Genomic DNA, 20,278 nt, shown 5'->3' with positions numbered 1-20,278 from the left:
GCGGGCTTTTTCATGGGTGGCGGGGCGGTGCGCCGATGCCGTGCCGCTTCATGTGGCGATACACGGTCGCGCGGCTGACGCCGAGTTCGGTCGCCGCGCGTGCGACATGCCAGCGATGCCGCTTGAGCAGCTCAATCAACTGCGCCGCACTGCCCATGTCGTCCGCCTGCGGGGCATCGGCATGCGGCGTGTCGATGAGAGTTCTGCCGGCGGGCAACTGCAGGTCGTCCACGCCGACCACGCCCTCCGTGCACAACGCCAGCGCCAGCCGCAGCACATTGCGCAGCTCCCGCAGATTCCCCGGCCAGTCGTGCGCCAGCAGCGCCTGCATCGCCTCGCCCGACAGCCGCGCCGCCGGCCCCATCGTCCCCACCGCTTCCATCGCGGCGGCCTCTTCGTTGAACATGCCCTCGACCAGGTAGCGCCGGTCGCTGCGCGCCCGCAGCGGCGGCAGCTTCAGCACCGCGCCGCACAGCCGGTAGTACAGGTCTTCGCGAAAGCGCCCTTCGGCCACCAGCGCGCGCAGGTTGCGGTGCGTGGCCGCCACCACCGCAACATCCACCCGCTGCGGCGACTCCGCCCCCAGCGGCAGCACCTCGCCTTCGGACAGCACGCGCAGCAGCCGCGTCTGCAGCGCCATCGGCATGTCGCCGATCTCGTCGAGAAACAGCGTGCCGCGGTCGGCCTGCGCGATCAGGCCCTTCATGCCTTTCGCGCGGCCGCCGGTGAAGCTGCCGGGCGTGTAGCCGAACAGCTCGCTCTCGATCAGCGAATCGGGAATGGCCGCGCAGTTCACCGCCACGAAGGGCAGGGCGGCGCGGCTGCTCGCGCCGTGCAGCGCGCGCGCCAGCACCTCCTTGCCGCTGCCGGTCTCGCCCTCGACCAGCACGTGGATGCCGCGGTCGACCAGCCGGCGCGCCTGGGCGAGCAGCTTCTGCATCGCGGGGTCGTCGCCGGCGATGCGCTCCAGCGGGGGCAGGCGGTCGGAGGGGCGCGCGGTCGATGCCGTGACGGGGGTGGGTGCAGGCGTGGATGTGGATGAGGGTGTGGATGTGGGTGAAGGCGCCGAGGCGCGCCGCACGCGCGGCGCCAGCAGCGACGCGTGGTACTCGCCGCCACCGGGCAGCAGCACGGTGTGCGCGAAGGGCATGGCCGACGCGCCGCCGCTGCCGATGCGCCAGACGGCGTCCATGGGCATGTGCAGCAGTTCAGACACGGGGCCTTGCAGCGCGCTGCCCGCGAACACCTGGCGCGCGCCGCCGTTGGCGCCCGCCAGCGTGCCGCCCTCGTCGAAGGCCAGCATCACCTCGCCCGCCACGTCGACCAGCCCGTAGGCGCTGCCCAGCCGCAAGATCCAGTGGCCGCGAAAGTTGCGCAGGAAGTCGGCGTCCTCGATGAGCCGCGCGTACATGGCCACCAGGTGGCGCACCAGGTGCTGGCTCTCCTTGGCCTCGGGCGAGCGCAGCGCGGACACGTCGAGGATGGCCGTCAGCTTGCCGCTGTGGTCGAACAGCGGCGCGGTGGTGCAGGTGAGCGCGATGTGCGTGGCGTCGAAGTGCTCGGTCTGGTGGCAGGTCATGGGCTGGCGTTCGACCAGGCAGGTGCCCACGCCGCAGGTGCCGGCGTGCGCTTCGTTCCAGTCGGCGCCCAGGTACAGGCCGGCCTGGCGCAGCTGGTCGTCCCAGGCGGGGTTGCCGATGTAGTCCACGGTGATGCCTTCGGCATCGGTGAGCAGCACCATGTAGCCCAGGTCGGCCACGCGGCGGTAGATGTCTTCCATGCCCGCGCGCGCGGCGCGCAGGAAATGCTCCAGCTGCTGCTGGTGCGCCCGCACCTCCTGCGCGGGCAGGATGCGCGCGGGGCTGGGCTTGGACGGGTCGAGCCCGTGGTCGCGCACGCAACGCGCCCACGACCGGTGGACCAGGCTCTGCGCCGGGTCGGCCTGGAGCAGGCCGGCATCGAGCGGATGGGCCTTCAGCGGATCGGCCAGCGCCGCGCCGGTGGCGATGGCGTAGACGTTGTCGATGTGACGCGATTGCAGGGAGATCATGCGCAGCCTCGCGGGAGTGATCGCGGTGACGAGGGAGGGGCGCGCGGCCTTGCCGAAGCCGCGCGGCCGCCCATCATTCGGCTGTCGCGCTGTCGCAGGACAGAGGTAAAACCCGGTGAATACCGACGGCCGCCTTCCCGCTTTGCAACAGCATGCAAGCCCCCCCCAGCGTCCCATCACCGGCAGGCGAAGCTCGCGGCCTTTGTCACGTCGCCGCCCACGTAGGCGATCTTCTTCGGATAAGTGCACAGCGGGCGCGCGAGCGACTTGTCGGCGTTCTGCAGCACCACGCTGTCCGGCACCACGCCCTTCTCGACCCAGTCGGTCAGCGCCGCGAACAGCTGGTTCGGTGCCGGCAGCGGCGGGTTGGCCGCGGGGCTGGTGCCCGCCAGCCCGTTGACCGAGCCCACGCCCGCGCAGTGGCCCATCGCGGGCACCTCGACGTAGCGGTAGAACTTCTGCAGCGCGTCGATGCCGCCCATGGCCTTGGCGGCGCGCTCGTAGTAGTGGGCGGTGCCGGAGTTCGGAATCAGCGGGTCGGCCAGGCCGTGGTACGTCAGCAGCTTGGCGCCGCGGTCGCGAAAGCGCGCGAGGTCGGGGTTGTCGGCGTTGATGTTCGAGAACGCCGCCTGCAGCGCCTTGCCACGGTCGCTGGCATTGGCCAGCTGCGCATAAGACAGGCCCTTCCACCGGTTCGCGCCGTTGCCCGTCGCGTTGACGAAGTCGGGCGTGGCCAGGGTCGGGTCCTGCAGGTTCAGCGCCACCTGGTGCGCGGCGATGGGGAAGGGGTTGGGCACGCCGGCGGTCGAGTCGGCCAGCGCGAGGCCCGGCGCGGCGGGGTTGTTGAAGACGGTGCCGCGCGTGAGCCCGTACCAGAGCTGGTTCGACGCCAGCGTGGCGCCGTAGCCGATGTCGCTCGCGGGCGCGGGCGCGCTGCCGTCGCGCGTCTGCCCGTACCAGATCTTGTTGACGGCCTGCGCCTGCACGGTGCTCAGGCAGGCCGCCGTGGCGTTGCTGCCGCCGCTGCCGGTGCACAGCACGGCGGCGTCTTGCGTGGGGTCGTACTTGCAGGCGGCCGGGTCGCTGACGAAGCCTTCGTGCTGGCCGGTGAGCGTGCTGTCGCAGGCGCTCACCGCGGCCGACGACACCAGCGTCATCTGGTCCGGCGTGAGCGGCGTGCCGCCGAGGTCGCGCTGCATCACCACCTGCGGGTACAGCTCGCCGGTGATGAAGGTGGTCCAGTTGATGGCGCTGTTGCCGGCCAGGATGCCGTCGAAGTCGTCGGGGTTCACCTGGGCCTGCATGTGGCCCTGGCGCCCGCCGGTGGAGCAGCCGTCCCAGTACGAGTACTTGGGTGCCTCGCCATAGAAGCCGGCGGCCAGCGCCTTGGCCTTGACCGCCATCTCGTGGATGCCGCGGCTCGCGAAGTCGGCCCAGCCGGCGGTGTTGACGGTGCCGTCGGGGTTCATCGCGAAGGAGCCGTCGACGCCCGCCATGGGCGCGTGCGAGGCGTGGCCCGTGTCGGTGATGGCGCTGACCGAACCTTCGGCACCCGCGACGCGCGCAGGCGAATCGACACCGCCGGCGTTGCCGATGCTTTCGAGCGCGCTGATCGTCGGCTCGCCCGCGAAGCCGCCGCCACCAAGCACGCGCACGCGCTGGTTCCATGCCGACGCGGCGGGCAGCCACACCTCGATGCCGATGCCCGGCGAGGTCGAAGGCGCGCCCGCGGGGCCGGCATGGCCGGGGCCGACGTTGAGCTTCACCATGCACAGGTCGGCCAGCGCCTTCGTGCCGGTGGGCTTGCCGTCGAGGTTCAGGTCGTCGCCCTTCCTGAACTGCCTGACGAGCGTGACCGTGGTGTCGGCGTCGGGCTTGAACGCGGTCTTCAGGCTCTCGTCGCAGGCCAGTGGCACCGGGCCGGCGCTTGCGGGGGGAGGCGGTGGCGGCGCCGAGGTCACGGGCAGCACGATGCCGCCCGACGAATCGCTGCCGCCGCAGGCCGTGAGCGCGGCGGCGGCGACGAGGCCCAGGCAGCAGGCGCCGAGGGCGCGGGCCGCGAGGTGTGGTCGATGGAAGCGGGTGAAGCGGGTGAAGGGGGTGAAGGGGGTGGGCATCTTCTTGTCTCCTGTTGTGTGTGGAGACTGAATTTGCCGCCGCGTCCCCGCGCGGTCTATCGACATGCGATCAACGCTAGCGGGATCCCTTCACCCCGCACAAGGACTTACCCGCGTGGCGTGTGCCGCGTGCCTGCGCCCTGCCGCGCGCGTGCCGGCGTGGTGCCCACCAGCTGGCGGAACACCTGCGTGAAATGCGCCTGGCTCGAGAAGCCCACCGCATGCGCGATCTCCGCGAGCGGCAGGCTGCCCTCGAGCAGCGACAGCGCATGGCGCACGCGCTGCTCCGTCACGTAGCGATAGGGCGTGGCGCCCGTGCTCGCGCGGAACAGGCGCGTGAAGTGCACCGCGCTCATGCGCAACTCGGCCGCGAGCTCGTCGATGCCGAAGTCTTCCGCCAGGTGCTGCATCACCCAGTCGTAGACCTTGTGCAGGTCCGCCTGCGAGAGCCGGCCGCGCGGGCGCCGGGCGCTGGCGGCGTCGTGGCCCGCGCCGCCGTAGCGGCTCTGCAGGTAGCTCGCGAGCGCCATCGACAGGCCCTGCGCATGCATGCGCCCGGAACTGCAGCCGCGCTCCACCTCGTCGCGCATGGCGATGGCCAACGCCGACAGCGTGGCGTCGGTGGTCGACAGGTGGGTCTGCAGGTGCAGCGCGCCGTCGCTCTCGGGCATGAGGCTGCGCAGCGCCTCGGGGCGGATTTCCACCGCGATCATTTCCTCGACATGGCCGCTCCAGCAGGCGCGATCGACCTCGTAGCCCTGCTCGAAGATGAACATGCCGCCCGCATGCGCCTCGAAGGGCAGCACGCGCCGGCCGCGCGTCATCGCGCCCTTCACATGGCCGCGCACGCACAGGCCGATCAGCGGGTGCGGGTTGTAGCAGGGCGGGTTCTCGCCGTCGCCGGTCATCGCGCGCACCTCGAGCGCAAAGCCCTGCCACGGCGTGGCCTGCGCGTCGACCAGCATCCGGGCCTCGTTGCGCAGGGGCTTGCCCGCGGCGTCGATGAGGCTGATCTCGCGGGTCACGGCGCTTGCGCCTTCGTGGGATGCGGCGTGCCTAAACGCCCAGCAGCTCTTCCAGCGCCTGCGGTTGCGCCAGCAGGTCGGCCGACGCGCCGTGCCGCACGATCTGGCCCTTCTCCATCACCACCGCGAGGTCGGTGTGGGCCAGCACCTTGCGGTAGTCGCGGTCGACGATGAGCGTGGCGATGCCGGTCGCGCGGATCTCGCTGATCACGCGCCAGATTTCCGCCACGATCAGCGGGGCCAGGCCCTCGGTCGCTTCGTCGAGGATGAGCAGGCGCGGGTTGGTCATGAGCGCGCGGCCGATGGACAGCATCTGCTGCTCGCCGCCCGAGAGCTGCTGGCCGCCGTTGGACAGCCGCTCCGACAGGCGCGGAAAGGTCGCCATCACGCGATCGAAGGTCCAGGCGCGCTGGCCGTCGATGCCGGCGCGCTCGCTCATCACGAGGTTCTCGCGCACCGACAGGTTCGGGAAGATGCCGCGGCCTTCGGGCACGTAGCCGATGCCCAGGCGGGCCATCTTCTCCGGCGGCAGGCCGGTGACGGTGCGGCCGTCGACCTGCACCTCGCCGGAGGCCGGGCGCACGTAGCCCATCACGGTGCGGATCAGCGTGGTCTTGCCCATCCCGTTGCGCCCGAGCAGGCCCACCGAGGTGGCCGCCGGAATGGCGGCGTGCACGCCGCGCAGGATGTGGCTGTTGCCGTAGTAGGTGTTGAGGTCGCGTACGAGCAGCATCAGTGTTTTTCCTCGCCCAGGTAGGCTGTGCGGACCTCGGGGTTTTCGCGGATTTCCTGCGGGTTGCCCGTGGCGATGACGGTGCCGTTCACCATCACCGTGATGCGGTCGGCAATGCGGAACACGGCGTCCATGTCATGCTCCACCAGCAAGATGGCGTGCGTGGCCTTCAGCCGCGCGAGCAGCGTGAGCATGCGGTCGGTTTCCTCGGCGCCCATGCCGGCCAGGGGTTCGTCCAGCAGCAGCACGCGCGGGTGCGTGGCCAGGCACATTGCCACCTCGAGCTGGCGCTGCGCGCCGTGGCTCATGGTGCCGGCGATGCGTTGCGCTTCGTGCGCGAGGCCGGCCGCTTCGAGCGCCGCGTCGGCCGATGCGTTGCTGGTGGCGCAGCGCTGCGACGACTGCCAGATGGCCCACGGCTTCGCGGTGGCGGCCTGCGCGGCGAGGCGGCAGTTCTCGTGCACCGTGAACTCCGGGAAGATGGTCGTGCGCTGGTAGCTGCGGCCCACGCCGTCGCGCGCGCGCCGCGATTGCGCGCGGCCGGTGATGTCCACGCCGTCGAGTGCGATGCGGCCTTCGGAGGCCTCGATCTCGCCCGAGAGCATGTTGATGAGGGTGGACTTGCCGGCGCCGTTGGTGCCGATGACGGCATGGACTTCGCCGATGTGCAGGTCGAGCGTGACGGCGTTGACGGCGGTGAGGCCGCCGAAGCGGCGGGTCAGTTTTTCGACGGAGAGCAGTGCGTTCATGGTCTTGCTCCTTTCCCTTCCGGGGGAAGGTTGGGATGGGGGCACGCGGCGCTGGTTGAAGCACTGTCTTCGCGAAGGCCGCGTGCCCCCACCCCGGCCCTCCCCCAGCGGGGGAGGGAGAAAGTCAGGAGCGCGCTCATGCAGCCTCCTTCGGCGACAGCCGCTTCACCAACCCGATCAACCCCTTCGGCAGCAGCGCCACGAACACGATGATCGTCAGCCCCAGCGTCAGCTGCCAGTGGTCGGCCAGCGGGCCCATCACGGCGTGCGTCGAAAACACTTCCTTCAGCAGCGTGAACGCGATGGCGCCGATGACCGCGCCGCGCAGGTGCCCCAGCCCGCCCAGGATCACCATCAGCAGCACCTCGCCCGAGTTGTGCCACGCCATCAGCTCGGGGTTGACCACGCCGTCGCGCGACGCCAGCAGGAAGCCCGCCAGCCCGGCCAGCGCACCGGCCAGCACGAAGGCGGCGAGCTTGTAGCCGTACACCGAGAACCCCGCCGCGCGCATGCGCTGCTCGTTCACGCGAATGCCCGCCAGCGCCGCGCCGAAGCGCGAACGCCGGATGAGCGCCAGCAGCCCGTAGGTGAACACCAGCGACGCCAGCACCACGTAGAACAGCACCGTGCGGTTCTCCAGGTCGAGCGCGCCGAGCGCAGGGCGCACGTACATGTAGATGCCGTCGCTGCCGCCGCCGACCTTGGTGTCGTGGAACACGAAGAAAGCCATCTGCGCGAAGGCCAGCGTCACCATGATGAAGTACACGCCCCGCGTGCGCAGGCTCAGCGCGCCCACGAACAGCGCGTACAGCGCCGCCGCGGCCATGGCCAGCGGCAGCAGCAGCGCGAAGTTGCCGCCCTCGCTGCCCGAGGCCAGCACCGTCACGTAGGCACCGATGCCGTAGAACGCCGCATGCCCCAGGCTCACGAGCCCGGTCATGCCCACCAGCAGCTCCAGGCTCAGCGCGAAGATCGACAGGATCATGATCTTCACGATGAAGTCCGACGCGTAGTTGCCCATCAGCGGCCCGGCGATGCCGACAGCCACCGCGCAGGCCACGGGCAGCAGGAACGACGCCTTCTTCATGACCGCCTCCCCATCAGCCCTTCGGGCTTCCAGATCAGCACGATGGCCATCAGCAGGTAGATGCCGATGCCGCTCAGGTCGGCGAAGAACACCTTGCCGAAGGTGTCGACGAAGCCCACCAGCAGCGAGGCCACCAGCGCCCCGGTGATGGAGCCGATGCCGCCGATCACCACCAGCACGAAGCAGATGATGAGCACGCTCGCGCCCATGTTGGGGTACACGGAGGACATGGGCGCGGCGATCATGCCGGCCAGCGCCGCGAGCGCCACGCCGGCCGCGAACACGATGCGGTACAGCCGCTTCACGTCGATGCCCAGCCCGCGCACCATGTCGCGGTTGCTCGCGCCGGCGCGAATCATCATGCCCAGGCGTGTGCGGTTCACCACCCAGTACAGCGCCACGGCCAGCACGATGCAGGCGGCCGACGCGAACAGCCGGTACCACGGGTAGCTCATGACGTTGCCCAGCGCGAAGCTGCCGTCGAGCCACGCGGGCACCTTCACGCCGTGCACGTCGTTGCCCACGAGGATGGAGCGCAGCTCCTCGAACACCAGGATGAGCCCGTAGGTCATCAGCACCTGCTGCAGGTGGTCGCGCTGGTACAGGTAGCTGAAGAAGGCCCATTCGAGCAGGTAGCCGAAGATGGCCGCCAGCACCACGCCGGCCACCAGCATCAGCAGGAACTGGTCGCCGAACAGCGGCGCGAGCGCGAACGCCATGTACGCGCCGATCATGTAGAAGCTGCCGTGCGCGAGGTTGATGACGCCCATGATCCCGAAGATCAGCGTCAGCCCCGAGGCCACGAGAAAGAGCAGCAAGCCGTACTGAACGGAGTTCAGGCACTGCACGAGAAAGGTTCCGAAATCCACGTTGGAGGTTCTCTCTGGGCGGGATCGTTAAGGGGAGGGGTACAGTTCGCCAGACGCCGCGGAACCGGCATTGCCGGACCGCAGGTGTCGCCCCCGGCGAGGGGGGTGGCGCAGCGACACGAAGTGCGCGAGGCCCGGGGGTGTGCTTACATCCTGCAGCCGCGGGCCGGGTCGGCCAGGCCCTTGATGGCCGTGCTCACCAGCTTGTTTTCCTTGCCGTCCACCTTGCGCAGGTAGATGTCCTGCACCGGGTTGTGCGACTTGCTCACCGTGAAGGTGCCGCGCGGGCTGTCGATCTTCGCCTTCTCGACGGCGCTGGCGAACTCGGCCTTCTTCGAGATGTCGCCCTTGGTCGCGTTCAGGCCCACGCCCAGCATCTGCGCGGCGTCGTAGCCCTGCACCGCATACACGTCGGGCTGCAGCTTGAACGACTTGGCGTACGCGGTGCGAAACGCCGTGTCGCGCGGCGTGTTCAGGCCGTCGGCGTAGTGCAGCGTGGTGAGCATGCCCTGGGCCGACTCGCCCTGCGCGTCCAGCGTGCCGTCGGTGAGGAAGCCGGGGCCGTACAGCGGAATGGTCTTGTTCAGGCCGGCGGCCTGGTAGTCCTTGACGAACTTCACCGCGCCGCCGCCGGCGAAGAAGGCGTACACCGCATCGGGCTTGGCCGCGGCGATCTCGGTGAGCAGCGCCTGGAACTCCACGTTGGGGAAAGCCAGCGTGAGCTGCTTGTCGACCTTGCCGCCGTTCTTCTCGAAGCCTTCCTTGAAGCCGTTGACCGACTCGTCGCCGGCCGCGTACTTCCAGGTGATGGTCATGGCCTTCTTCTTGCCCTGCTGCTTGGCGGCCACTTCGCCCATGGCGTAGGCCGGCTGCCAGTTGCTGAACGAGCTGCGGAAGATGTTCGGCGCGCACATGGGGCCGGTGACGGCGTCGGCGCCGGCGTTGGGCACGATGAGCACGGTGCCGCTTTCCTTCGCGGCCTTGGCCATGGCCATGGCCACGCCGGAGTGCACGGTGCCCACGATCACGTCGACGTTGTCGCGCTTGATGAGCTTGTTGACGTTGTCGGTGGCCTTGGCGGGGTCGGACTCGTCGTCGACCTTGAAGTATTCGATCTCGCGGCCGGCGAGCTTGCCGCCTTGTTCATCGACGTAGAGCTTGAAGCCGTTCTCGATGGCCACGCCCAGCGCGGTGTAGGTGCCGCTGTACGGCAGCATCAGGCCGACCTTGAGCTTGCCGGTGCCCTGGGCGCCGGCGGCGGAGGCCAGCGCGGCGAAGGCGATGGCCGTGAGGGCGAGGCGCGCGGTGCGAACCGGGGTGAAAGTGGTGAAAGCGGTGAAGGGGATCACGGTGTCTGTCTCCTGTTTTTGGTGATGAAAGAAGCGGTCGCGACGATGACACGATCCGGCTGATCGCGATGCGGGGAATGCCCGCATTCAGGGATTTCGAGCAGCTCGGTGGTGGGCACGCGCGTGGCGATGTCGCGGATCTGCGCGAGCGTGCCGTACTCGTCGTCGATGCCCTGCACGGCGAGCACAGGGCAGCGGATGGCGTCGAGCTCGGCCTCGATGTTCCAGTCGCGAAACGGCGGGTGCAGCCAGATGCGGTTCCAGCCCCAGAAGGCGGAGTCGGGGTTGTCGTGGTAGCGGCCCAGCTTCTTCGGCAGGTCGGTGCCGAGGTAGGCGGTGCGCGCGACTTCGATGTTCGCGACGGTCTTGTCTTCCACGAAGATGTGCGGCGCGAGCACCACGAGGCCCGCCACTTTTTCCGGAAAGCGCGAGGCGTACAGCAGCGAGATGGAGCCGCCGTCGCTGTGGCCGAAGAGCCAGGGCTTCTGGTCACCGAGGCCCAGCGCGGTGAAGAGCGCGGGCAGCACCTCGTGCGCCTGGCGGTGCATGAAGTCGACGTCCCATATCTCGTCGTCGGCACGCGGGGTGGAGCGGCCGTAGCCGGGGCGCGAGAACACGAGGCCACGCGCCTGGGCGGCTTCGCACACCTGCGCGGGAAAGTCCTTCCACATGGCGACGGAGCCCAGGCCTTCGTGCAGGAAGACGATGAGGGGCGCGTCGGTTTTCTCAGGTGCGATCCACTGGCATTCGATGCGAACGGTGCGGTCGCGCCAGGTGATGGTGGCGAAGTCGGGGGTCATGGCGCTGCTCCCGGCTGTTGCTCCTTCGCCAAGAGGGGGCGGGAGGAAGACGAGGAAGACGCGCGGCTCATGCCTGCTTTTCCTTCTCGCGCAACCTGAACCTCTGGATCTTTCCCGTCGCCGTCTTCGGCAGCTCGCTCACGAACTCCAGATACCGCGGGTACTTGTACGGCGCGAGCCGTTCCTTCACGAAGGCCTTCAGCTCTTCCTCGGTGGCCGCGCTGCCGTCCTTCAGCACCACGAAGGCCTTGGTCTTCGTCAGCCCTTCGGCGTCTTCCTTGCCGATCACCGCGGCCTCGAGCACCGAGGGGTGCTGCATCAGCGTGGCCTCGACTTCGAAGGGCGACACGTAGATGCCGCTGACCTTCAGCATGTCGTCGCTGCGCCCCGCGTAGGTGTAGTAGCCGTCGGCGTCGCGCGTGTACTTGTCGCCGCTCTTGGTCCAGCCGCCCTGGAAGGTGTCGCGCGACTTCTCGCGGTTGGTCCAGTACATCAGCGCCGAACTCGGGCCGCGGATGTAGAGGTCGCCCACCTCGCCGTCGGGCACGGGGCGGCCGTCTTCGCCGCGCAGCTCGATGTCGTAACCCTCCACCGGCTTGCCGGTGGTGCCGTAGCGCACGTCGCCGGGGCGGTTGGAAATGAACACGTGCAGCATCTCGGTGGAGCCGATGCCGTCGATGATCTCGCAGCCGTAGTGCGCCTTGAAGCGCTGCGCGATCTCGCCCGGCAAGGCCTCGCCGGCCGACGAGCACATGCGCAGCGACACGGCTTCACGTGCCGGCAGCCTGGGCGATGCGAGCATGCCCGCGAAGCCGGTGGGCGCGCCGAAGAACACGGTCGGCTTGTGCTCGGTCCAGCGGCGGAAGGTGGCGTCGGGCGTGGGCCGCTCGGCCATCAGCACCACGGTGGCGCCCACCGACAGCGGAAAGGTCAGCGCGTTGCCCAGGCCGTACGCGAAGTACATCTTGGCGGCCGAGAAGCACACGTCGTTCTCGGTCAGCCCGAGCACCGGCTTGCCGAAGAGCTCGGCCGTCCACCACAGGTTGGCGTGCGTGTGCACGGTGCCCTTGGGCTTGCCGGTGGAGCCGGAGGAATACAGCCAGAAGCCGGGGTCGTCCGACGCGGTGGTCACCGGCGCGGCCAGCGGTTGGGCGGCGGCGATGGCGGCGTCGAATTCCAGCGCACCTTCGGGCAATGCGCCCACGGGCTGCGACACGAACAGCGTCTGCACTTCATGGCCGCCTCGCGCCATCGCCTCCTGCAGCGGCGGCAGCAGCGCGCCCGACACCAGCACCGCCTGCGCGCGGCTGTGGTCGAGCATGTAGGCGTAGTCGTCGGGCGTGAGCAGCGTGTTGACGGCCACGGGCACGATGCCCGCGTACAGGCAGCCGAGGAAGCTCACCGGCCAGTCGTTGCTGTCGAGCATCAGCAGCAGCACGCGCTCTTCGCGGCGAATGCCGGCGGCCTTCAATGCGGATGCCAGCCGGCGCGCGCGGTCCTCGAGCTGGCCGTAGCTCAGCGTGCCGCGGTCGTCGATGTAGGCGATGCGTTCGGCGCGGCCGCGGTTGAGGCCGAACAGGTGTTCGGCGAAGTTGAAGCGGGGGGGCAGGCTCATCGTGTTGTCTCCTTGGGGCCCGTTTGTTCTTCTAGAGGCCCAGCGCGGCGAGCACGCCGGGGCTGGCTTGCACGGCCGTGCGGCGGTGGTAGAAGTCGAGCGCGCGCAGGCCGCCCAGCTCGGCGCCGCCACCCGCGCGGCCGGGGCCGCCGTGCAGCGACATCGGCATCACGTTGCCGTGGCCGGTCTGCGCCTGCGCCACCTCGGGCGTGATGACGTGCACGCGGCCGTGGCTGGGTGCTACCGCGAGCGCGGCCTGCGCCAGCGCGGCGTCGTCGCTGCCGTACAGCGAGGTCACCAGCGAGCCGTGGCCGCGGTGCGCCAACGCGATGCCGTGCGCCAGGTCGCGGTATGGAAGCAGCGTGGCCACGGGGCCGAACACCTCGACGTCGTGCACGCGCTGCGCCGCGTCGGCATCGCGCGCGCCCAGCAGCACGGGGCCGATGCAGGCGGCTACCTCGGGGTCGGCGTCGACCAGGGGCTTGTCGCGGCCGTCGTGCAGCACGGTGGTCTGCGCGGCCAGCGCGTCGAGGCCTTCGCGCACCGCGTTCAGCTGCGCGCGGCTCACCAGCGAGCCCATGCGCACGCCTTCGTTGCGCGGGTTGCCGACGCTGATGCCCGCGAGCTTGGCGCCGATGGCTTCGGCCGCGGCGTCGTACACCTCGGCCGGCACCAGGATCCGGCGGATGGCGGTGCATTTCTGGCCCGATTTGACGGTCATCTCGCGCACCACTTCGCGCACGAGCAGGTTGAAGGCGTCGCTGCCGGGCGCGGCGCCGGGCAGCAGCAGGGCGCTGTTGAGGCTGTCGGCCTCGATGTTCACGCGCACCGATCGCTCGGCCACCGCGGGGTGCGAGCGGATGATGGCCGCCGTTTCAGCCGAGCCGGTGAACGAGGCCACGTCGAAGGGCTGCAGCGCATCCATCAGGCCGGCGGAGCTGCCGCACACGACGGAGAGCGCGCCGGCGGGCAACACGCCCGCGTCGACCACGTCCTTCACCATGCGCTGCGTGAGCCAGGCGGTGGCGGTGGCGGGCTTGACGACCACGGGCACGCCCGACAGCAGCGCCGGCGCGGCCTTTTCCCACAGGCCCCACGACGGAAAGTTGAAGGCGTTGATGAACAGCGCCACGCCCCGCGTGGGCAGCTGCAGGTGCTGCGACTGGAACACCGGCTCCTTGCCGAGCTTGACCGCGTCGCCGTCGCGCAGCGCATGCAAGTCGCCCAGCGTGTCGCCCCACTTGGCGTACTGGCCCACGGTGAAGATGGCGCCGTCGATGTCCACGGCCGAGTCGTTCTTCACGGTGCCGGCGTTGGCGGTGGCGATCTCGTAGTAAGCGTCGCGGTTGGCCTGCAGCACCTTCACGATGGCGCCCAGCAGCCCGGCGCGCTGGCGGTAGGTGAGGGCGCGCAGCGCCTGGCCGCCTTGCTCGCGGGCGAAGGCGAAGGCCGCGGGCAGGTCGAGCCCGGTGGCGTCGACCCGCGCGAGCTCGGTGCCCAGCACCGGGTCGAACAGGGGCGTGCCGGCGCCCGATCCGTTTTGCCAGCGGCCGGCGACGTAGTTGGAAAGGAGTTCGGTCATGGGGTGAACTTGATCTGCCCTTCGGGCAGGAGATAGAGAACGAGTGCGCGGCCCTGGGCCACGGTCGGGCGGTGTGCGGTGCCCGGCCCGTAGACGCACCAGCCCGCGGGCCGTCCGTCGAAGGTGGCGGGGTGGTCGTCCAGCGGCATGATCAGGTCGATCTCGCCATGGGGGTGGGTGTGGTGCGGGCCGGCGATGTCCTGCATGTCGACCACGTCGACCGAGAAGCGGTGCAGCGCGTCTTCGGCCTTGAAGACGCGGCCGTACCTGATGCCGCCGCCTTCGCGCTCGCACAGCCAGCCTTCGGCGACGCCGCCGATGCAGGCCTGGCGCAGCGCCTCGAAGCGGGCGCTGCCGGCGCCGTGGGTGGCGTTGAGCCACTGGTCGAGCGTGCCGTCGAGCGGCTTGCCGGCGATTTCTGCGGTCAGGCCGGCAATCAACTGGTGGAATGCTGCCTTGCCGGGGGTGGCTGGGTTGCTGTCGGACATCGGGGGGCCTCGAACGTTGGAAACGACCTTGCGCGATTGCTGCGTGTGCAGTATCTTGCTTGTGGCCGAACAATAAGCATCGAGACAATGAGTGTCAAGCAATATAGTGCATATGTGGTGTTTACCCTGAGCGCGCACAATCCCGCCGAAGAACGAGGAATTGCATGAACGAGCATGTAGACGCGGTGCTGGCCACCGCGCCGGAAGGCGCCAACGGCGCCGCCGCCACCCAGGCCGGGGAGGCCAAGAACCCCTTGCTGGCGGCGCTGGGCGACCGCGTGCGCAACCTGCGCGCGCAGCGCGGCCTCACGCGCAAGGCGGTGGCCCTGTCGGCCGACGTGTCGGAGCGCCACCTGGCCAACCTCGAATACGGCATCGGCAACGCGTCGATCCTGGTGCTGCAGCAGGTGGCGGGCGCGCTGCACTGCTCGCTGGCCGAGCTGGTGGGCGACGTGACGACCAGCTCGCCCGAGTGGCTGCTGATTCGCGAACTGCTCGAAAACCGCAGCGAAGCCGACCTGCGCCGCGTGCGCGTGGCGCTCGGCGAACTGCTGGGCACGGCCTCGGTCGACCCGGCGCGCCACCGCCGCATCGCGCTGGTGGGGCTGCGCGGCGCGGGCAAGTCGACGCTGGGGCAGATGCTGGCCGAAGACCTGGAAATTCCGTTCATCGAGCTCAGCCGCGAGATCGAGAAGCTCGCGGGCTGCAGCGTGCGCGAGATTCACGACCTGTACGGCACCAACGCCTACCGCCGCTACGAGCGCCGCGCGCTGGAAGAAGCGGTGCAGATCTACAGCGAGGTGGTCATTGCCACGCCCGGCGGCATCGTCTCCGACCCGGCCACCTTCAACGAGCTGCTGTCGCACTGCACCACCGTGTGGCTGCAGGCCGCGCCCGAGGAACACATGGGCCGCGTGGCCGCGCAGGGCGACACCCGCCCGATGGCCGCGAGCAAGGAAGCGATGGAAGACCTGCGCCGCATCCTGAACGGCCGCGCCGCCTTCTATTCGAAGGCCGACCTGTCGGTGGACACCAGCGGCAAGAGCCTGTCGCAGAGCTTCCAGGCCTTGCGCGCCGTGGCCCGCCAGTCCATCGGCCTGGTCTAGCCTGCCGCGAATCTGAAAAAAAGAACAACAGGCATTGACTTGCCTGTGCGCATGCAGCATGATGCATGTCATCGGAGCAAGAAAGTGCACTATCTTTCCTGTTCACGGTTTCCGAACACAGCCCCACAGGAGACTTCTGCATGACCGACACCACCACGCTCCAGGCGCCAGCGCGCGTCGACTACCGCACCGAACCCGGCAAGTACCGCCACTGGTCGCTGAGCTTCGACGGCGCCATCGCGCGCCTCGTGCTCGACATTGCGGAAGACGGCGGCATCCGCCCCGGCTACAAGCTCAAGCTCAACAGCTACGACCTGGGCGTGGACATCGAACTGAACGACGCGCTGAACCGCGTGCGCTTCGAGCACCCCGAAGTGCGCAGCTTGATCGTCACCAGCGGCAAGGACCGCATCTTCTGCTCGGGCGCCAACATCTTCATGCTGGGCGTTTCCAGCCACGCCTGGAAGGTGAACTTCTGCAAGTTCACGAACGAAACGCGCAACGGCATCGAAGACACCTCGAAGCACTCGGGCCTGAAGTTCCTCGCGGCCGTGAACGGCGCCTGCGCCGGCGGCGGCTACGAGCTGGCGCTGGCCTGCGACGAGATCCTGCTGGTGGACGACCGCTCCTCGGCCGTGTCGCTGCCCGAAGTGCCGCTGCTCGGCGTGCTGCCCGGCACCGGCGGCCTGACGCGCGTGACCGACAAGCGCCGCGTGCGCCATGACCTGGCCGACATTTTCTGCACCAGCGTGGAAGGCGTGCGCGGCCAGCGCGCGGTCGACTGGCGCCTGGTCGACGCCGTGGCCAAGCCCGCGCAGTTCCCGGCCGCGGTGCAGGAGCGTGCCTCGCAGCTCGCCGCCGGCAGCGACCGCCCCGCCGACGGCAAGGGCGTGGCGCTGACCCGCATCGAGCGCACCGACAGCGCCGACGGCATCGCCTACTCGAACGTGAACGTGCAGATCGACCGCAGCAAGCGCACGGCCACCATCACCATCAAGGCGCCCACCGGCGCGCAGCCGGCCGACATTGCCGCCATCGAAGCGGCAGGCGCCGCCTGGTGGCCGCTGGCGATGTGCCGCGAGCTCGACGACGCCATCCTCAACCTGCGCACCAACGAGCTCGACACCGGCACCTGGCTGCTGAAGACCGAGGGCGACGCCGCCGCCGTGCTCGCATCGGACGCCGTGATGTTCGCAAACAAAGACCACTGGCTGGTGCGCGAGACCATCGGCGCGCTGCGCCGCACGCTGGCGCGCCTCGACGTGTCGTCGCGCAGCCTGTTCGCGCTGGTGGAGGCCGGCTCCTGCTTCGCCGGCACGCTGGCCGAGCTGGCCTTCGCCGCCGACCGCACCTACATGCTCGCGTTGCCCGACGACGCCGACCGCGCACCCAAGCTCACGCTGGGCGAGGCCAACTTCGGCTACTTCCCGATGGTGAACGACCAGAGCCGCCTGCAACGCCGCTTCTACGAAGAAGCCGCGCCGCTGGAAGCCGCGCGCGCCGCCGTCGGCAAGGCGCTGGACGCCGACGAGGCCGTGAAGCTGGGCCTGGTGACGGCCGCGCCCGACGACATCGACTGGAGCGACGAGATCCGCATCGCCATCGAGGAGCGTGCGGCCATGTCGCCCGACGCGCTCACCGGCCTGGAAGCCAACCTGCGCTTCGCAAGCAAGGAAAACATGAACACCCGCATCTTCGGGCGGCTCACCGCCTGGCAGAACTGGATCTTCAACCGCCCCAACGCCGTGGGCGACAAGGGCGCGCTGAAGGTCTACGGCACCGGCGAGAAGGCCGGCTTCGACCTGAACCGCGTTTGAGCACCCGACCGTCCGAACAACCCAAGGAACAACGATGAGCACGATCAACTACGGCGAGAAGATCCCCAACAACGTCAACCTCGGCGAAGACCGCACGCTGCAGCGCGCGCTCGAAGGCTGGCAGCCCAACTTCATCAACTGGTGGGACGACGTGGGCCCCGAAGGCTCCACCAACCACGACGTGTACCTGCGCACGGCCGTGAGCGTCGACCCGCAAGGCTGGGCCCAGTTCGGCCACGTGAAGATGCGCGACTACCGCTGGGGCATCTTCCTGAACCCGGGCGATGCCAACCGCGAGATCCACTTCGGCGACCACAAGGGCGAGAAGGCCTGGCAGGACGTGCCCGGCGAGCACCGCGCCAACCTGCGCCGCATCATCGTGACGCAGGGCGACACCGAGCCCGCCTCGGTCGAGCAGCAGCGCCACCTGGGCCTGACCGCGCCCAGCATGTACGACCTGCGCAACCTGTTCCAGATCAACGTGGAAGAAGGCCGCCACCTGTGGGCCATGGTGTACCTGCTGCAGAAGCACTTCGGCCGCGATGGCCGCGAAGAGGCCGACGCGCTGCTGCAGCGCACCTCGGGCGATGCGAACAACCCGCGCATCCTGGGTGCGTTCAACGAGAAGACGCCCGACTGGCTGGCGTTCTTCATGTTCACGTACTTCACCGACCGCGACGGCAAGTTCCAGCTGGCCGCGCTGGCCGAGAGCGCGTTCGACCCGCTGGCGCGCACCACCAAGTTCATGCTGACCGAAGAGGCCCACCACATGTTCGTGGGCGAGAGCGGCGTGTCGCGCGTCATCGCGCGCACCGCGCAGGTGATGAACGAGCTGAAGACCGACGACGCGCAGAAGATCCGCGCGGCCGGCTGCATCGACCTGGCCACCATCCAGCGCTACCTGAACTTCCACTACAGCGTGACCATCGACCTGTTCGGCGCCGACCAGTCGAGCAACGCCGCCATCTTCTACAGCTCGGGCCTGAAGGGCCGCTACGAGGAAGGCAAGCGCGACGACGACCACGTGCTCAAGGGCCAGACCTACAAGGTGCTCGAAGTGCGCGACGGCCAGCTCGTGGAGAAGGACGTGCCGATGCTCAACGCGCTGAACGAAGTGCTGCGCGACGACTTCATCAAGGACTCGGTGGCCGGCGTGGGCCGCTGGAACAAGGTGCTGGAAAAGGCCGGCATCCCGACGCGCCTGACCGTGCCGCACAAGGCCTTCAACCGCCAGATCGGCGCGCTCGCGGGCATCAAGATGTCGCCGGACGGCCGCGTGGTGAACGACATCGAGTGGGCCGCCAAGCGCGACGAATGGCTGCCGAGTTCCGAAGACTTCGCTTTCGTGGCATCGTTGATGGGCCGCGTGGTGGAGCCGGGCAAGTTCGCCGGCTGGATTTCGCCACCGGTGATGGGCATCAATCGCCAGCCGGTGGACTTCGAGTACGTTCGTTTCGGCTGATTGGGGTATCACTCCCTCTCCCCTTGGGGGGAGAGGGCAGGGGTGAGGGTAGGCGGCGTCCCCACGACAAGCTGCCGCCCCCTCACCCTGACCCTCTCCCCAAGGGGCGAGGGAAAGGAGAAAAAGACATGGACATGGCCGTTGAAGCCGGAGTCATCAAGCAGCACCTGATCGACCCCGAGATCTGCATCCGCTGCAACACCTGCGAGGCCATCTGCCCCGTGAACGCGATCACGCACGACGACAACAACTACGTCGTGCGCGCGGACACCTGCAACGGCTGCATGGCGTGCATCTCGCCGTGCCCCACGGGCTCGATCGACAACTGGCGCACGATGCCGCTGGTGCGCGCGTACACCATCGAAGAGCAGCTGACCTGGGAGTCGCTGCCCGAGGAGCTTTCGCCCGAAGAGCTCGAGGCGGCCGGCGTGTCCGGCGCCGCGGCCGACGCTGCAGACGTGCCCGCCGAAACACAGGCGCAGGCGCAGGCCCAGGCGGCGGTCGACTCCGTCGAGCCCGTCTTCAATTCGGCGCAGTACGGCGCCAGCGTGCCGCCCTGGTCGGCCGCGCATGCGTACACCAACCTCTTTCCGCCGAAGACCCCGACGACCGCCACCGTGGTCGGCAACTTCAACTGCACCGAGGCGGGCTTCGACAGCGAGACCCACCACATCGTGCTCGACTTCGGCGTAGTGCCGTTCCCGGTGCTCGAGGGCCAGTCGATCGGCATCGTGCCGCCCGGCGTGGACGCCATCGGAAAGCGCCACCATGCGCGCCAGTACTCGGTGGCCAGCCCGCGCAACGGCGAGCGGCCCGGCTACAACAACGTTTCGCTCACCGTGAAGCGCGTCACCGAAGACCACGAGGGCGACCCGGTGCGCGGCGTGTGCTCCAACTTCGTGTGCGACCTGAAGGTGGGCGACACGGTGCAGGTGGTGGGCCCCTTCGGCTCTTCGTTCCTGATGCCGAACCACCCCAAGTCGAACATCGTGATGATCTGCACCGGCACCGGCAGCGCACCCATGCGCGCCATGACCGAGTGGCGCCGCCGGCTGCGCAAGAGCGGCAAGTTCGAAGGCGGCAAGCTGATGCTGTTCTTCGGCGCGCGCACGCAGCAGGAGCTGCCGTACTTCGGGCCGCTGCAGTCGCTGCCGAAGGACTTCATCGACATCAACCTCGCGTTCTCGCGCACGCCGGGGCAACCCAAGCGCTACGTGCAGGACATGATGCGCGAGCGCGCCGCCGACCTCGCCGCGCTGCTGAAGGACGGCAGCAGCCACTTCTACGTGTGCGGCCTGAAGAGCATGGAAGAGGGCGTGGTGCTCGCGCTGCGCGACGTGGCGAAGGACGCGGGGCTCGACTGGGACAACGTGGGCGCCGCACTGAAGCGCGAAGGCCGGCTGCACCTCGAAACGTACTAAGCTGCGGC

Annotated in this window: 16 protein-coding genes; 4 read left to right on the top strand and 12 right to left on the bottom strand. The window is 69.2% G+C overall.

Translation table 11 applies throughout. The features are described from left to right. Positions 1–10: 10 nt before the first annotated feature. From QTI51_RS27460 to QTI51_RS27405, 12 genes are all read right to left on the bottom strand, one after another. The gene (locus tag QTI51_RS27460; protein ID WP_116911800.1) at positions 11–2,050 is read right to left on the bottom strand and encodes a sigma-54-dependent Fis family transcriptional regulator; all 2,040 of its coding nucleotides are present in this window, start codon (positions 2,048–2,050) and stop codon (positions 11–13) included. Between the two features lie 176 nt (positions 2,051–2,226). Continuing rightward, on the bottom strand, positions 2,227–4,167 hold the full coding sequence (locus QTI51_RS27455) for a tannase/feruloyl esterase family alpha/beta hydrolase (protein WP_116911801.1): 1,941 nt from the start codon (positions 4,165–4,167) through the stop codon (positions 2,227–2,229). A 107-nt stretch (positions 4,168–4,274) separates the two neighbouring features. Continuing rightward, positions 4,275–5,192 (bottom strand): helix-turn-helix domain-containing protein, encoded by a 918-nt coding sequence (locus tag QTI51_RS27450; protein WP_116911802.1) that lies wholly within the window; start codon positions 5,190–5,192, stop codon positions 4,275–4,277. Between the two features lie 31 nt (positions 5,193–5,223). After that, on the bottom strand, positions 5,224–5,925 hold the full coding sequence (locus QTI51_RS27445; RefSeq protein ID WP_116911803.1) for an ABC transporter ATP-binding protein: 702 nt from the start codon (positions 5,923–5,925) through the stop codon (positions 5,224–5,226). Beyond that, complete coding sequence (locus QTI51_RS27440; RefSeq protein WP_116911804.1) at positions 5,925–6,674, bottom strand: ABC transporter ATP-binding protein; 750 nt, start codon at positions 6,672–6,674, stop codon at positions 5,925–5,927. The genes QTI51_RS27445 and QTI51_RS27440 overlap by 1 nt, the downstream gene beginning before the upstream one ends. A gap of 136 nt (positions 6,675–6,810) precedes the next feature. Then, on the bottom strand, positions 6,811–7,761 hold the full coding sequence (locus QTI51_RS27435) for a branched-chain amino acid ABC transporter permease (protein WP_116911805.1): 951 nt from the start codon (positions 7,759–7,761) through the stop codon (positions 6,811–6,813). After that, positions 7,758–8,630, bottom strand: a complete 873-nt coding sequence (locus QTI51_RS27430) for a branched-chain amino acid ABC transporter permease (protein ID WP_116911806.1) — start codon at positions 8,628–8,630, stop codon at positions 7,758–7,760. Before QTI51_RS27430 ends, QTI51_RS27435 begins: the two co-directional genes overlap by 4 nt. A gap of 146 nt (positions 8,631–8,776) precedes the next feature. Next, positions 8,777–9,976: an ABC transporter substrate-binding protein gene (locus QTI51_RS27425; RefSeq protein WP_116911907.1), complete on the bottom strand. Its 1,200-nt coding sequence runs from the start codon at positions 9,974–9,976 to the stop codon at positions 8,777–8,779. Next, on the bottom strand, positions 9,976–10,779 hold the full coding sequence (locus QTI51_RS27420) for an alpha/beta fold hydrolase (RefSeq protein WP_116911807.1): 804 nt from the start codon (positions 10,777–10,779) through the stop codon (positions 9,976–9,978). Before QTI51_RS27420 ends, QTI51_RS27425 begins: the two co-directional genes overlap by 1 nt. A 67-nt stretch (positions 10,780–10,846) precedes the next feature. Next, positions 10,847–12,394: a benzoate-CoA ligase family protein gene (locus QTI51_RS27415; RefSeq protein WP_116911808.1), complete on the bottom strand. Its 1,548-nt coding sequence runs from the start codon at positions 12,392–12,394 to the stop codon at positions 10,847–10,849. A 31-nt stretch (positions 12,395–12,425) separates the two neighbouring features. Further along, entirely contained in the window at positions 12,426–13,976 is a 1,551-nt protein-coding gene (locus QTI51_RS27410; RefSeq protein ID WP_116911809.1) for a 3,4-dehydroadipyl-CoA semialdehyde dehydrogenase, read from the bottom strand. After that, entirely contained in the window at positions 13,973–14,464 is a 492-nt protein-coding gene (locus tag QTI51_RS27405) for a 4-hydroxylaminobenzoate lyase (protein WP_116911810.1), read from the bottom strand. The genes QTI51_RS27410 and QTI51_RS27405 overlap by 4 nt, the downstream gene beginning before the upstream one ends. A gap of 164 nt (positions 14,465–14,628) precedes the next feature. On the opposite strand from QTI51_RS27405, the gene QTI51_RS27400 reads away from it, so the two are divergent. The 4 genes from QTI51_RS27400 (at position 14,629) to boxA (ending at position 20,270) form a co-directional block, all read left to right on the top strand. Further along, entirely contained in the window at positions 14,629–15,570 is a 942-nt protein-coding gene (locus tag QTI51_RS27400) for a helix-turn-helix transcriptional regulator (RefSeq protein ID WP_116911811.1), read from the top strand. Between the two features lie 140 nt (positions 15,571–15,710). Further along, positions 15,711–17,387, top strand: a complete 1,677-nt coding sequence (gene boxC, locus QTI51_RS27395) for a 2,3-epoxybenzoyl-CoA dihydrolase (RefSeq protein ID WP_116911812.1) — start codon at positions 15,711–15,713, stop codon at positions 17,385–17,387. A 34-nt stretch (positions 17,388–17,421) separates the two neighbouring features. Beyond that, on the top strand, positions 17,422–18,849 hold the full coding sequence (gene boxB, locus QTI51_RS27390; RefSeq protein WP_116911813.1) for a benzoyl-CoA 2,3-epoxidase subunit BoxB: 1,428 nt from the start codon (positions 17,422–17,424) through the stop codon (positions 18,847–18,849). 128 nt (positions 18,850–18,977) lie between these two features. Then, the gene (gene boxA / locus QTI51_RS27385) at positions 18,978–20,270 is read left to right on the top strand and encodes a benzoyl-CoA 2,3-epoxidase subunit BoxA (protein ID WP_116911814.1); all 1,293 of its coding nucleotides are present in this window, start codon (positions 18,978–18,980) and stop codon (positions 20,268–20,270) included. The last annotated feature ends 8 nt before the right edge of the window (positions 20,271–20,278 follow it).

Source organism: Variovorax sp. J22G73 (assembly GCF_030317035.1).
Taxonomy (GTDB): Bacteria; Pseudomonadota; Gammaproteobacteria; order Burkholderiales; family Burkholderiaceae_C; genus Variovorax.
The sequence above is the reverse complement of the archived record's forward strand: the minus strand, read 5'-3'. Positions and strand labels throughout refer to the sequence as shown.